The following is a 12,212-nucleotide window of genomic DNA, read 5'->3' on the forward strand; positions in this document are numbered from 1 at the left end:
CTGTCCTCGTCCGGAGGTCCGTCATGTCCTTCCGAGTCATCGTCGCCGGAGCCGGTACCGGCGGCCTCTGCCTGGCGCAGGGTCTGCGCCGGGCCGGCATCGACGTCGTCGTGCTGGAGCGCGACGGCGGTCCGCGGGCCGCCGGGCTGCGCGGCTACCGGGTCGGGATCTCCCCGAACGGGGCCCGCGCGCTGCGTGCCTGCCTCGCCCCGGAGCTGTACGCGGTGTTCGAGGCGAGCACCGGCGAGCCCTACACGCGGCTGCTGATGTGCACCGAGCGGTACCACCGGCTCCTGGCGGTCCCGTTCGCCGAGATGCCCGGCGGCGGGAGCGACGAGCACAACGTCAGCCGGGCCACGCTGCGCCAGGTGCTGCTCACCGGCATCACCGACGCGGTGGCCTGGGGCAGGCCGGTCACCGGCTACGAGCTGCGTCCCGACGGGCGGGTCACCGTGCACGCCGGCGGCGGCGATCCGGTCACCGGCGATCTGCTGGTCGGGGCGGACGGGGCCGGTTCGCCCGTCCGGCGGCGGTTCCTCCCCGGCGCCGGGCACACGTCCACCGGGCTGGTCGCGATCGGCGGGAAGGCCCCGCTCGACGCGGCCGCCACGGCCCTGCTCCCGGACGGCGACGTCCACGGGATGGCGCTGATGTTCGACCGCCACGGCGGGATGGGCATCAGCCACGTGATGCGGATGCGGTGGGACGACGATCACGTCCCCCGGCCCGGGATCGCTCCGGCGCACGCCGCGGCGCTGCACGGGTGGGAGGGCCTGGCCGGCGACCCGACGACCGACTTCGTGTCGTGGGGCGTGACCGTCCCGCACACCCGGTTCCCCGGCGGGATGACCTCCTCCACGGACGGCTTTGCTCTGCTCACCCATGCGCGCCGGGTCACCGACGGCTGGGATCCGCGCTGGCACGAGCTGCTGGAACGTTCGGACCCGGCGTCGGCGATCACGATCGACATCCGTACCTCGGACCCGCTACCGGAGTGGGAGCCCGGACCCGTCACGCTGCTCGGCGACGCCGCGCACACCATGCCCCCGGGCCGCGGCGCCGGGGCCAACACCGCGCTGCGCGACGCCCGCGAGCTGTGCGAGCGCCTCGTCCGGGTCCGTGACGGCGAGCTGGGGCTCCGCGAGGCCGTCGGCGGGTACGAGTCATTGATGCGGCGCTACTCGGCGCTCGCCGTCCGGGAGTCGCTGGAGTTCATGAACGACGGGGCCGCGTCGCGCGGGCCGGTCGCGCGGGCCCTCGGGACGGCCGGCACGCGGGCCGGGATGCGGCTGGTCGACCGGGTCCCGGTGCTGCGCAGGCGGATGATCCGCGACATGCAGCGGGTGCGGGACTCCGAGCTCGTCTGAGCACCCGTCCGGCCGGGCTACAGGAACCAGCCGGCCCCCAGCACCAGCGCCGCGAGCCCGACGACGCCGAGCGCGACGAGGGACCCGGTCCGGTCCCGGCGCCGGTCCGCGACGACCTGCCCGACGACGGCGGCGACGGCCGCGCCGGCGTGTCCGGCGAGCGCACCGGAGCCCGGGCCGGGCACACCGTTGCTCCCGGCGACCCACTCCACGATGCCGAGCCCGACGGCCAGCACGACGAGGCCACCGGCGAGCACGCCGGAGACCCCGCGCAGGACCCGTCCGGCGGCGGTGGTCGTCCGTCCGGCGGCGCGGGGGGTGCGCCGACGGTCGTCGCGGTCGCCGCCCGGTGCCCGCGACGCGGGATGGCCGTCGTCGCCACGGCGGCGCGCACGGTCGCCCCCGGCCGGTCCGGCCGGCCCGCGCCGCGATCCGCCGCCACCGGCCCGGCCCGGCGCCTGGTCCGTGTCCCGGCGCCGGCCTCCCGGGCCGGCCGGCCCACGACGGGCGCCGTCGCCGGCGAACGCATCGGGACCTCCGGCACCGGGCCCGGCCGGGGCGCGCCGCACCGGTGGGCGGTGCCCCTGGGGGACACCGGAGGGCCGGGTCGGCGGCTCCGGCGGCCCGGAGCCGCCGTGCCGGGCGCCGCCGGGCGGGACCGGTCCGTCGCCCGGGGCCGGCCGGTGCCGGGGTGGGGCGGGCGGTGCGGGACGACCGCCCCGGTCCGGTGGCGGGTGGCCGGGAAACCGGTCGCCGGGACCGCGCGGTCCGGGCCGGTCGGGGTGGCGCGGGTCGGTGCTCACGGGACGAGGAGGTCCCACGGGCGGGGCTCGGGTGCCGCGGCGCGACCCTCGGGGCAGTGCCGACGCACCGGGCAGGTGCCGCACTGCGCACCGGTACGCACCGGGAACAGCTCCGCCGGGTCGCCGCCCCCGGCGAGCGCGCCGGTCGCCGCGGCGGCGGCGCCCGCGGTCTCCTCCGCGGCCCGGACGTGGCCGTCGAGGGACGCGTCGTCGTGCTCGCAGGCCGCGACGGTGCCGGTGGGGACGTGGTGCAGCTCCACCCGCCGGCAGCGGCGGCGGAACACCTGGGCGGTGGCGACGGCGTACAACGCGAGCTGGCGGGAGTCCCGGGCGTCGTCGTCGGTGGGGACCCGGCGCCCGGTCTTGAAATCGACGACGACCGCGCCCTCGCCGCCGTCGTCGACGCGGTCGATCCGGCCCTCGACGAGCAGCCCGCCCGCGGCCGCGCTCACCCACCGCTCGACGGCGAGCGGCTCGGTCGCGCCGACCGGGCCCTCCGCGGCCGTGGCCAGCCATTCCTCGGCGCGACGCCGGTACCGGGCGGCCTGCTCACGGTCGGCGAACCCCTCGTCGGACCAGTGTCGCCGGACCAGCCCGGCGGCCTCGGCCGGGGTCCGCCGGTACGGGGGCAGCGCGGCCAGCGACCGCAGCGCCAGGTGCACGACGGCGCCGAGCGTGGTGTGCGCGAAGGCGCCACCGCGGGGCGGGGCAGGGCGGTCGACGTGCAGCATCCGGTACCGCCGCGGGCAGGCGTCCCACGCGTCGAGCCGGGCGGGGGTCACCCGGTGCAGTGCCTGGGCGCCGAAGTCGGGATCCAGCAGGTCGAGGCCGAGCTGACCGTCCGGGCACCCGGTGGTGGCAGGGGTGGTCCGGGCCATCCGTCCACGGTACAGCGACCCCGGTCACCCCCCGCGGGTCGCCCGGACGGATCAGCCGTGCACGACCGGCACGCCGGAGGCGCGGGCGACGACGGCGTCGTAGACCTCGGCCGCGGTGGTCTCCTCGGCGAGCGGGGTGGTCTTGTTGGTGCCGTGGTAGTCGCTGGACCCGGTGGCCAGCAGGCCGTGCTCGGCGGCGAGGCCCCGCAGCAGCTCCCGGTCGGCGGGCAGGTGGTTCGGATGGTCCACCTCGACGCCGCCGAGCCCGTACCCGACCAGGTCGACCAGCACCGACGGCTCGATCACGGTGCCGCGCCTGCGAGCCAGCGGGTGCGCGAACACGGCGATCCCGCCGGCCGCGACGATCATCTCGACGGCCGTCTCGACCGCGGTGTCGGCCCGCGGCACGTAGTAGGGGCTGTCGTTGTGCAGCAGTTCGGCGAACGCCTCGTCGACCGAACCGACGACGCCGGCGGCGACGAGTGCCCGGGCCAGGTGCGGACGTCCGGCGCTGCCGCCCTCGGGCAGGTGGGCGAAGACGGTGTCGACGTCGACCGGGTACCCGTCGGCCGCCATCCGGCCGATCATGGTGTGCAGCCGCTGCACCCGTTCCTCCCGCAGCCGGTCCTGCTCGGCGACGATCGCGTCGTGCCGCGGGTCGAACAGGTAGCCGAGCAGGTGCACCGAGCAGCGCGGTTCGCCCGTGCGGCCGGTGGGGCTGAGGCAGGAGAACTCGGCACCGCGTACCAGGGACAGACCGGCCGGCAGGGCGGCGACCGCGTCGTCCCAGCCGTGGGTCGTGTCGTGGTCGGTGATCGCGACGACGTCGAGCCCGGCCGCGCCGGCCGCGCGGACCAGCTCGGCCGGGGTGTCGGTGCCGTCGGAGGCGGTGGAGTGGGCGTGCAGATCGATCACGGGCACGGGCCGACCCTAGCGCCGCGCGGGTGCACGCGGCCCGTCCCTCCGGACGGGCGTCTCAGCGCCGCCAGCGCGGCTTGGCGAGCATGCCCGTCGCGCGAGTCTTGCCCTTCTCGCCGAACACCAGCTCGGAGAGCGCCTCGTAGATCTCCTCGGGCCGGGGCATGTAGTCGATCTTGTTGAGGGCCTGGATCTGACCTGCCGACTCGACCACCATCGTCCCGTAGCCGAGCAGACGACCGGACAGCGACCGGCGGAAGGTCAGGTCCGTGACCTTGCCGAGCGGCATCATGCCGACGTTGTGGACGATGATCCCCTGCGCGATCATCACGCGTTTGTCGGTGATCACGATGCGCTCGATCCACCAGAGGATCGTGAGCGCCGTGAACCGCAGTACGGCGACCAGCACCAGGTAGAACGCCAGGTTGTCGATCAGGATGTCGACCGACGTACCGAGCTGCCTGCCGTCGGTGAACTGCTCGATCGCGACGACGATCAGGATGAACAGGCCCGTCTGCAGGATGTGCCGGGCCATGACGGCCCAGTGCTGGCGCACACGGATGACGCGCCGCTCCGTGGGGAGCAGGTACTCGTCGATCTCCCGGGGCGCGAGCACGGGATCAGATCAACGACGTGACGAAGGTCGAGACCGACTGGGCGGCGTCGTAGAGGATGTTGCCGACGTTCTGCACCGATCCCGCCGCCGCTTGCGGCGCGGTCACGACCAGGAAGATACCCAGCGCCACAGCGGCGAAGATCAGAATCTTGCGCACGTTACTCGTCACCCGTTCCGGCCCGTTGGGAACAACCTCGTCATTGGTACCCGAGCCCCGCGGACCCGGGGTACCGGCACCCGAGCAGCGTACCGTCGTTACGGATGACCGACAGTAGCCGACACGTCGCCTGCGTGGGTGGAATCGTCTTTGACCCGGACGGCCGATTGCTGCTGGTACGCAGGGCGAACGAGCCGGGGCGTGGCCGGTGGTCGGTCCCGGGCGGCCGGGTCGAGCCCGGTGAGGACGACCACACCGCCGTCGTCCGGGAACTGGCCGAGGAGACCGGCCTGACGGTACGTCCCGGCAGGCTCGTCGGCGTGGTGCACCGCGGGCCCTACCGGATCGCGGACTACGCGTGCGCCCTCACCTCGGGATCCGCGACGGAACCGCGGCCCGGGGACGACGCCGACGACGCCCGGTTCGTGGACCGTGCCGCCTACGCCGCGCTGCCCGTCGTCGACGGCCTCACCGAGGCCCTGACGGGCTGGGGCTGCCTCCCGCGGAGCTGAGGCGACCCGCCCACCCGCACCTGGCCCCACGACGGGTGCCGGCCCGGCCGCCGGAGCCCCGGCCGCGGGGCGGGACCCGGCCCCGACACTGCACCGGGTGATCCGCGCGGCGCCCCGGGGAGGCGTGTGGGGGACACACGTCGGCCCCGCGACCGGGATCCGGTGCGGGGCCGAGGCGCGCGTCTCAGACCTGGGGGGTCGGACGGCCGGGCTGCTCCCCGCCGCGGGTCTCCCCGTACTTCTCCTTCGGCACCATCACCTTGCGCCGGAAGGTGCAGACGACGGTGCCGTCCTGCTTGTAGCCGCGGGTCTCGACGTACACGACGCCGCGGTCGTCCTTGGACTTCGACTCGGTCTTGTCCAGGACCTCGGTCTCGCCGTAGATCGTGTCCCCGTGGAAGGTCGGCTTCGTGTGCTTGAGCGACTCGACCTCGAGGTTCGCGATCGCCTTGCCGGACACGTCGGGAACCGACATGCCGAGCAGCAGCGAGTAGATGTAGTTGCCGACCACGACGTTCTTGCCGAAGTCCGTGGTCTCCCCTGCGTAGTGCGCATCCATGTGCAGCGGGTGGTGGTTCATCGTGAGGAGGCAGAAGAGGTGGTCGTCGTACTCGGTGACCGTCTTACCGGGCCAGTGCTTGTAGACGGCACCGACCTCGAACTCCTCGTAGTAGCGCCCGAACTGCACCGTTCACGCTCCCATCACGCCGACGACTCGTTGCGCGGGTAATCTATCCGGTGGCCCGCGAGCGACACGGCGGTCCGGCTCACACGTGCCCGGTCGGGGATCTCACATCTCCGACACGTTCCGGTGCGTGTGCGCGATGACAGGGACGGACCCGTCGGATCCAGGGAGGTGAGAGCGGTGTCGTCAGAGTCCCGGACACCGGCGAGCAGTACGTGCCGCCTCCCGCTCCCCTCTGCCCGGAGCACGCTCCCGGGCTGAGCCCCGGCGGGAGGCGAGTCGTGAGCCAGGCGGCCGCCGGTGCGGCCGCACGACCTCGGTCCCCGCCCGGAGGTTCCTCCCGTGATGCCCTCGCTCTCCCAGCTCCGCCCCGCCATCCGGTCCGCCGGCCGCAGCCGTCGCGCCGAGCGGGCCGCCGCCCGCGCCGCCGCGAACAGCCCGGCCGACCGGCTGCGCGTCCCGCTGTCGGCCTACGTCGTCGACTGCGCCGTCTACGTCGACGGGGAACGCCTGCCGGGCCGCTGGACCCACGACGAGGCCATCGCCGAGGTCCGCGAGCGCGGTGACGGCTTCGTCTGGATCGGCCTGCACGAGCCGGACGCCGAGCAGATCTCCGGTGTCGCCGAGACCTACGGGCTGCACGAGCTCGCCGTCGAGGACGCGGTGCACGCGCACAACCGGCCCAAGCTCGAGCGCTACGACGACACACTGTTCATGGTGCTCAAGACGGTCCGCTACGTCGGCCACGCCGACCCGACGACGGCCAACGAGATCGTCGAGACCGGCGAGGTCATGACGTTCCTCGGCCGGGACTTCGTCGTCACGGTCCGGCACGGCAGGCACACCGGCCTCCGCGAGGTGCGCCGCCGTCTCGAGGAGGACCCCGACCAGCTGCGGCTGGGGCCCGCCGCGGTGCTGCACGGGATCGCCGACCACGTGGTCGACTCCTACATCGAGGTCGTCCGGCAGATCGAGGGCGATCTGGACGCCGTCGAGGCCGAGGTGTTCTCACCCCGCTCGACGATGAACCCCGAGCAGATCTACGTGATGAAGCGCGAGATCCTCGACCTGCGCCGCAGCGTGATGCCGCTGGTCGGGCCGATGCGCAAGCTGTCGGAGGGCTACAGCGCGCTGGTGCCGCACGAGGTGCGGTCCTACTTCCGCGACGTCGACGACCACCTCGGCGGCGTCGCCGAGCAGGTCGCCGGGTTCAACGAACTGCTGACCACGCTGGTCGACGCGGTGCTGGCGAAGATCAGCATGCGGCAGAACAACGACATGCGGAAGATCACCGCCTACGCCGGTCTCATCTCGGTCCCGACCATGATCGCCGGGGTCTACGGGATGAACTTCGACTACATGCCCGAGCTGCACTGGAACTTCGGGTACCCGCTGGTGCTGCTGGTCATCGCGACCATCTGCACGCTGCTGTACCGGAACTTCCGCCGCAACGGCTGGCTGTAGCGGACCGTCCGGGGCCGCAGGGTCCCGCGGTCGGCGGACGTCCGTCAGCGGACCGTCCGGGTGCCGGTGGGCGGGGTCGGCGGTTCGTCGTCGGGGTCGCCGGACGCGGGGTCGCCGTCCCCGGAGTCGCCGTCCCCGGAGTCGCCGTCCCCGGAGTCGCCGGGCCCTGCGTCGGCATCGCCGGGCGTGGCGCCGGCGTCGGAGCGGCCGGTGGAGTCGGCGTCGTCGGCGTCGGGCGCGGCACGGTCCGCGGAGCCCGAGCCGGGGCCGGCCGGATCGCGGTCGGCCGGGCGGGCTGCCGGGCCGGCCTCGTCCGGGCCGTCCTGCCGGGAGCCCGTGCCGTCCCCGGACGGCTCCGCAGGCGCGGGTGTCCCGCGCCAGCGTCCGGCCAGGGACGCGCCGCGCCCGCGGGGCCGGTCCGGCGCGTCGTCGTCCGGGTCGCGGGGGCCGGTCCCGGAGGGACCGTCCGGGCGAGGTGCGGGGTCCGCACCGTCCTCGGCGGCGTCACCCTCGCCCCCGGTGTCCTCGATGACCTCGTCCGGCAGCTCGTCGGCGTAGCCCGGGTCCTCCGGACCGCCCTCGTCGACCGGGCCGGCGTCCTGCGGGGTGTCCCGGCCGGGAGCGCCGACCGGCCGCCAGCCGGCCGCGGCCAGTGCCGACGACCGGGCCTTCCGCTCCCCCACGACGTCCGGTTCCTCGGGGCGCCGCCCGAGGAAGGTGTGCACGAGGTGCTGCTGCACCCCGCCCATCGTCTGGACGCGGACGTCACCGAACCCGGCCCGCTCCATCCGCAGCTTCATCTGCTCCGGCCCGCCGGCGGAGGCGACCCGCTTCAGCCGGTAGCGCAGCAGGTCGGAGACGCCCCAGCGGGCGGCCGCGAGGGGCAGCAGGTAGCCCCAGCCCGCCGTCGCCCAGCGGGCCCGGCCGCGGGTGCCGCCGACGGCGTAGTCGTGCACGGCGAGCGGGGCGCCCGGCGCGAGCAGCGACAGCAGCCTGCGGAGGCCGTGCTCGGCGTCGGGCAGGTTGGAGACCAGGTAGGAGGCGAGGATGCCGTCGAACGGGCCCTCGATCCCGGCCTCGGCGAGCGTCTCCAGCTTGGCGTGCACGAACGACACCCGCGGGGACCAGTTCTTCCGGCGCGCGACGGCGAGCATCTCGGTGGACGCGTCGACCGCGACGACCTCGGCGCCCTTCACCGTGGTCAGCAACGCCTCGGTCGAGACGCCGGTCCCGCACCCGATGTCGAGCAGGCGCAGGCCGTACCCCTCGCCCAGACCCATCCGCGACGCCGAGACCCTCAGGTGCGTGCGGTAGCCGGGGATCATCCCGACGAACGCGTCGTACCCGGCCGCGCCGCGCCCGTAGGCCCGGTGCACGGTGGAAGGGCGGATCTCGTCGCTCTGCCACGCCTCGCCGTTCACGGAGCCGATCCTGCCCGCCGCGCCGCGTGACGGGAACCTCGACGCGCCCGGGGACACACCCCGCACGCGATCGTGCCGCCCGTCCGGACGTCCCTGGCTGCGCCGCACCACCCGTGCGGCGCAGCCGGGGCGCTCAGCAGCAGCGGCCCTGCGGGTTGCGCTCCTGGTGGTCGGTCCGGGCCCGCCAGTACTCCCGCTCGGTCATCGGCGGGTGGTCGTGCCCGGCCCGGCGGTGGTGGTCGAGGTAGCGGTCGTAGAGGTCCGCCCCGATCACCCCCCGCCACCAGCGGTGCAGGCCGCGCAGCCGGTCGAGCACCGGGCTCAGTGCCCCGACCGGGCCGGCGTGCCGACGGTCTCCGCCCACTGCTTCTCCAGCTCCTTCTCCGCCGGGGTCGCGATCATCCCGGCCGGTGCGTAGATCCGGGCCGGGACGGCCGGGTCCTCGTTGTCCGGGCGCCCGCCTGCCTGCACCGACTTCCAGGTCGCCAGCACGGCGGTCACGATCACGACGATCGCCAGCGAGACGAACAGGATCGACAGCGTCCCCTGGATGAAGGTGTTGCGGACGACGGCCGCCATCGCCTCCGGGGTGCCCGCGGTGCCGAAGCTCGTCTCGCCGGAGGCGATCGCATCCCGGAACGCGAGGTGCTGCGCCCAGTACCCGATCTTCGGGTTCGACGAGAAGATCTTGTACATCGACGCCGTGACCGTGATGACGGCCGCGAACGCCAGCGGTACGGCGATGATCCACAGGTAGCGGGCCCGTCCGCCCCGGGCGGCCAGCGCCAGGCAGACCGCGAGCGCGATCGCCGCCAGCAACTGGTTGGCGATGCCGAACAGCGGGAACAGCGTGTTGATCCCGCCGAGCGGGTCGGTGACGCCCATGACCAGGATCGCGCCCCAGCCACCGACCATCAGCGCGGTGCAGATCCATGCCCCGGCCCGCCACGAGGTGTCCTTGAACTTCGGGACGACGGTGCCGATCGCGTCCTGCAGCATGAAGCGCGCCACCCGGGTGCCCGCGTCGACCGCGGTCAGGATGAACAGCGCCTCGAACATGATCGCGAAGTGGTACCAGAAGCTCATCATGGCGGGACCGCCGATGAACTGCTGCATGATGTTCGCGAGACCGACCGCCAGCGTCGGCGCACCGCCGGTCCGGGAGACGATCGACTCCTCCCCCACCAGCGCCGCGGTCGTCGCGAGCTGGTCCGGGGTGACGTTGACGTTCATCAGCCCGAGCGAGTTGACGAACGCGGCCGCGCCCTCGACGGTGCCCTCGGTCAGGTTGGCGGGCACGTTCATCGCGAAGTAGAGCCCGCGGTCGATGGACAGGGCCGCGACCAGCGCCATGATGGCGACGAACGACTCCATGAGCATGCCGCCGTAGCCGATGAACCGGGTCTGCCGCTCCTTCTCCACCAGCTTCGGCGTGGTGCCCGAGGAGATCAGCGCGTGGAACCCGGACAGGGCGCCGCAGGCGATGGTCACGAACAGGAACGGGAACAGCGAGCCGGAGACGACCGGGCCGTCGTCGCGTCCGGCGAACTCGCTGAACGCGGGCGCGTTCAGCTCCGGCCGCACGACGATGATCGCGACGGCGAGCAGCACGATCGTGCCGATCTTCATGAACGTCGACAGGTAGTCGCGCGGGGCGAGCAGCAGCCACACCGGGAGCACCGCGGCGATGAACCCGTAGACGATGATGCCCCAGGCGATCGTCACCGGCTCCAGGGTGAAGACGGACGCGCCCCACTCGGTCTCCGCGACCCAGCCGCCCGCGATGATCGCGACCATCAGCAGGACGAAGCCGATCCAGGAGACCTCGGAGACCTTCCCGGGCCGCAGGAAGCGCAGGTAGACGCCCATGAACAGCGCGATCGGGATGGTCATCGCGACCGAGAAGACGCCCCAGGGGCTCTCGCCGAGCGCGTTCACCACGACCAGCGCCAGCACCGCGACCAGGATGATCATGATCGCGAGCGTCGCGACGAGCGCGGCGGCGCCGCCGACCCGGCCGAGCTCCTCGCGGGCCATCTGCCCCAGCGAGCGGCCGCCCCGGCGCATCGAGAAGAACAGGACCAGGTAGTCCTGCACCGCCCCGGCCAGGATGACCCCGACGATGATCCAGATCGTGCCGGGCAGATACCCCATCTGCGCCGCGAGCACCGGGCCGACCAGCGGGCCCGCACCGGCGATGGCGGCGAAGTGGTGGCCGTAGAGGACGCGGCGGTCGGTCGGGAGGAAGTCCTGCCCGTTCTCCTTGTACTCCGCGGGTGTCGCTCGTCGGTCGTCCGGCTTGAGGAGCTTGTCCTCGATGTAGGTGGAGTAGAAGCGGTAGGCGATCAGGTAGGTCGCCACCGCGGCGAACACGAACCAGATGGCGTTGACCGTCTCGCCACGGACCAGGGCCACCATCACCCAGCCCAGGCCGCCCAGCAGCGCGATCGTCGCCCAGATCGCGATCTTGAACGGGGTCCACTTCCGCCGCTCCGCGAGCAGCACGTCCTCGTCGACCGCGGCCGGGGGCAGGTCGTGCCCCGCCGCGCCCGCTCGTGACACCTGTGTCATCGAGTGTCCCTTTCCGGTATGTCCGACGCGCGCACTTTAGGGAGCTTCGCCGGGAAAGGGAACGGGTGCGGGGCCCCGACGCACGAGACCGCCGCCACCCTGCCGGGTGACGGCGGCCGGGACGGGTCCGGGCGGGGTCAGAAACCCCCGCCGGGACCGCCCATCGCGAGCTTGGCGAGCATCTCCCGGGCCTGCTCGGCGTTGCGGGGCTCGCAGAGGACGTCGTAGCGTCCGGCGACCATCTGGCTGGACGACTGGAAGTCCCGGCGGCCCTTGCTGGCGCCGTAGCCGGCGGCGGCGAAGGCCATGCCGAACACGGCGCCGGAGACCAGGCCGACCACGATCGGGAGGAAACTCCCGTCCGGGGAGAACAGGCTGAGCAGCAGACCGACGAACAGACCGAACCAGGCGCCGGACGCCGCGCCCGAGGCGAGCCCCCGGCCCCAGGTCAGGCGGCCGATGACCCGCTCCACCAGCATCAGGTCGACGCCGACGATCGTGACGTCCCGGACCGGGAAGTCGGAGTCGGCGAGGTGGTCGACGGCGCGCTGCGCCTCCTCGTAGGTGGCGTAGGAGCCGACCGGCCACCCGGTCGGCGGGGTGGGCAGCTGCGGCAGGCCCGGTGCCGGGCGTGCCTGGCCGCCGAAGGGGTTGGTCATGGTGCACTCCTTCTCGACGCTCGCAACCCCCTCAACGCACGAGGACTGCTCGATGTGCCCGGGAGGATAACGACGTCCGGTACGTCACCGATCGGGTCGCCGCCCCCGGCGGATCCGGGACGCCGCCGTGACGACGCGGAGCGGGTGCGTTCCGCGGAACG

The 12,212-nt window shown here is 73.7% G+C and carries 13 protein-coding genes; 3 read left to right on the top strand and 10 right to left on the bottom strand.

What is annotated here, in order from left to right:
* Positions 1-23 precede the first annotated feature (23 nt).
* Positions 24-1,367, top strand: a complete 1,344-nt coding sequence (locus tag AD017_RS08760; RefSeq protein WP_060573888.1) for an NAD(P)/FAD-dependent oxidoreductase — start codon at positions 24-26, stop codon at positions 1,365-1,367.
* 17 nt (positions 1,368-1,384) lie between these two features.
* Here the strand turns inward: AD017_RS08760 and AD017_RS08765 are convergent, their stop codons facing one another.
* The 5 genes from AD017_RS08765 to AD017_RS35215 are packed head-to-tail and all read right to left on the bottom strand — an operon-like array spanning position 1,385 to position 4,739.
* Positions 1,385-2,170 (bottom strand): hypothetical protein, encoded by a 786-nt coding sequence (locus AD017_RS08765; protein WP_060573889.1) that lies wholly within the window; start codon positions 2,168-2,170, stop codon positions 1,385-1,387.
* Positions 2,167-3,048 (bottom strand): PD-(D/E)XK nuclease family protein, encoded by an 882-nt coding sequence (locus AD017_RS08770; RefSeq protein ID WP_060573890.1) that lies wholly within the window; start codon positions 3,046-3,048, stop codon positions 2,167-2,169. The genes AD017_RS08765 and AD017_RS08770 overlap by 4 nt, the downstream gene beginning before the upstream one ends.
* 51 nt (positions 3,049-3,099) lie before the next feature.
* On the bottom strand, positions 3,100-3,969 hold the full coding sequence (locus tag AD017_RS08775) for a PHP domain-containing protein (protein WP_060573891.1): 870 nt from the start codon (positions 3,967-3,969) through the stop codon (positions 3,100-3,102).
* A gap of 55 nt (positions 3,970-4,024) precedes the next feature.
* Positions 4,025-4,582: a PH domain-containing protein gene (locus AD017_RS08780; protein WP_010229718.1), complete on the bottom strand. Its 558-nt coding sequence runs from the start codon at positions 4,580-4,582 to the stop codon at positions 4,025-4,027.
* A gap of 4 nt (positions 4,583-4,586) precedes the next feature.
* Positions 4,587-4,739, bottom strand: a complete 153-nt coding sequence (locus AD017_RS35215) for a hypothetical protein (protein ID WP_010229720.1) — start codon at positions 4,737-4,739, stop codon at positions 4,587-4,589.
* A gap of 104 nt (positions 4,740-4,843) precedes the next feature.
* Between AD017_RS35215 and AD017_RS08785 the strand changes: the two genes are divergently transcribed.
* Complete coding sequence (locus tag AD017_RS08785) at positions 4,844-5,251, top strand: NUDIX hydrolase (RefSeq protein WP_029239516.1); 408 nt, start codon at positions 4,844-4,846, stop codon at positions 5,249-5,251.
* A gap of 184 nt (positions 5,252-5,435) precedes the next feature.
* Here AD017_RS08785 and AD017_RS08790 read toward each other — a convergent pair whose 3' ends face one another.
* Positions 5,436-5,939 carry a MaoC family dehydratase gene (locus tag AD017_RS08790; protein ID WP_010229726.1) on the bottom strand — a complete coding sequence of 168 codons (504 nt, stop codon included), beginning with the start codon at positions 5,937-5,939 and terminating at the stop codon, positions 5,436-5,438.
* A 342-nt stretch (positions 5,940-6,281) separates the two neighbouring features.
* On the opposite strand from AD017_RS08790, the gene corA reads away from it, so the two are divergent.
* Positions 6,282-7,400, top strand: a complete 1,119-nt coding sequence (gene corA / locus AD017_RS08795) for a magnesium/cobalt transporter CorA (RefSeq protein WP_029239517.1) — start codon at positions 6,282-6,284, stop codon at positions 7,398-7,400.
* Between the two features lie 44 nt (positions 7,401-7,444).
* On the opposite strand, the gene AD017_RS36120 is transcribed toward corA, so the two are convergent.
* The 4 genes from AD017_RS36120 to AD017_RS08815 form a co-directional block, all read right to left on the bottom strand.
* Positions 7,445-8,821: a class I SAM-dependent methyltransferase gene (locus tag AD017_RS36120; protein ID WP_227013365.1), complete on the bottom strand. Its 1,377-nt coding sequence runs from the start codon at positions 8,819-8,821 to the stop codon at positions 7,445-7,447.
* Positions 8,822-8,954: 133 nt separating this feature from the next.
* On the bottom strand, positions 8,955-9,185 hold the full coding sequence (locus AD017_RS08805; protein WP_010229733.1) for a YbdD/YjiX family protein: 231 nt from the start codon (positions 9,183-9,185) through the stop codon (positions 8,955-8,957).
* Positions 9,143-11,392 carry a carbon starvation CstA family protein gene (locus AD017_RS08810; protein WP_060573892.1) on the bottom strand — a complete coding sequence of 750 codons (2,250 nt, stop codon included), beginning with the start codon at positions 11,390-11,392 and terminating at the stop codon, positions 9,143-9,145. Before AD017_RS08810 ends, AD017_RS08805 begins: the two co-directional genes overlap by 43 nt.
* 137 nt (positions 11,393-11,529) lie before the next feature.
* The gene (locus tag AD017_RS08815; protein WP_060573893.1) at positions 11,530-12,051 is read right to left on the bottom strand and encodes a general stress protein; all 522 of its coding nucleotides are present in this window, start codon (positions 12,049-12,051) and stop codon (positions 11,530-11,532) included.
* Positions 12,052-12,212: the final 161 nt, after the last annotated feature.

This window comes from Pseudonocardia sp. EC080619-01, assembly GCF_001420995.1.
In the GTDB taxonomy this organism is placed as follows: domain Bacteria; phylum Actinomycetota; class Actinomycetes; order Mycobacteriales; family Pseudonocardiaceae; genus Pseudonocardia.

Excerpts from the sequence above, each read along its gene's own strand:
- AD017_RS08760 (WP_060573888.1), top strand. The coding sequence starts at position 24 with ATGTCCTTCCGAGTCATCGTCGCCGGAGCCGGTACCGGCGGCCTCTGC.
- AD017_RS08770 (WP_060573890.1), bottom strand. The coding sequence starts at position 3,048 with ATGGCCCGGACCACCCCTGCCACCACCGGGTGCCCGGACGGTCAGCTC.
- AD017_RS08785 (WP_029239516.1), top strand. The coding sequence starts at position 4,844 with ATGACCGACAGTAGCCGACACGTCGCCTGCGTGGGTGGAATCGTCTTT.
- corA (WP_029239517.1), top strand. The coding sequence starts at position 6,282 with ATGCCCTCGCTCTCCCAGCTCCGCCCCGCCATCCGGTCCGCCGGCCGC.
- AD017_RS08810 (WP_060573892.1), bottom strand. The coding sequence starts at position 11,392 with ATGACACAGGTGTCACGAGCGGGCGCGGCGGGGCACGACCTGCCCCCG.
- AD017_RS08815 (WP_060573893.1), bottom strand. The coding sequence starts at position 12,051 with ATGACCAACCCCTTCGGCGGCCAGGCACGCCCGGCACCGGGCCTGCCG.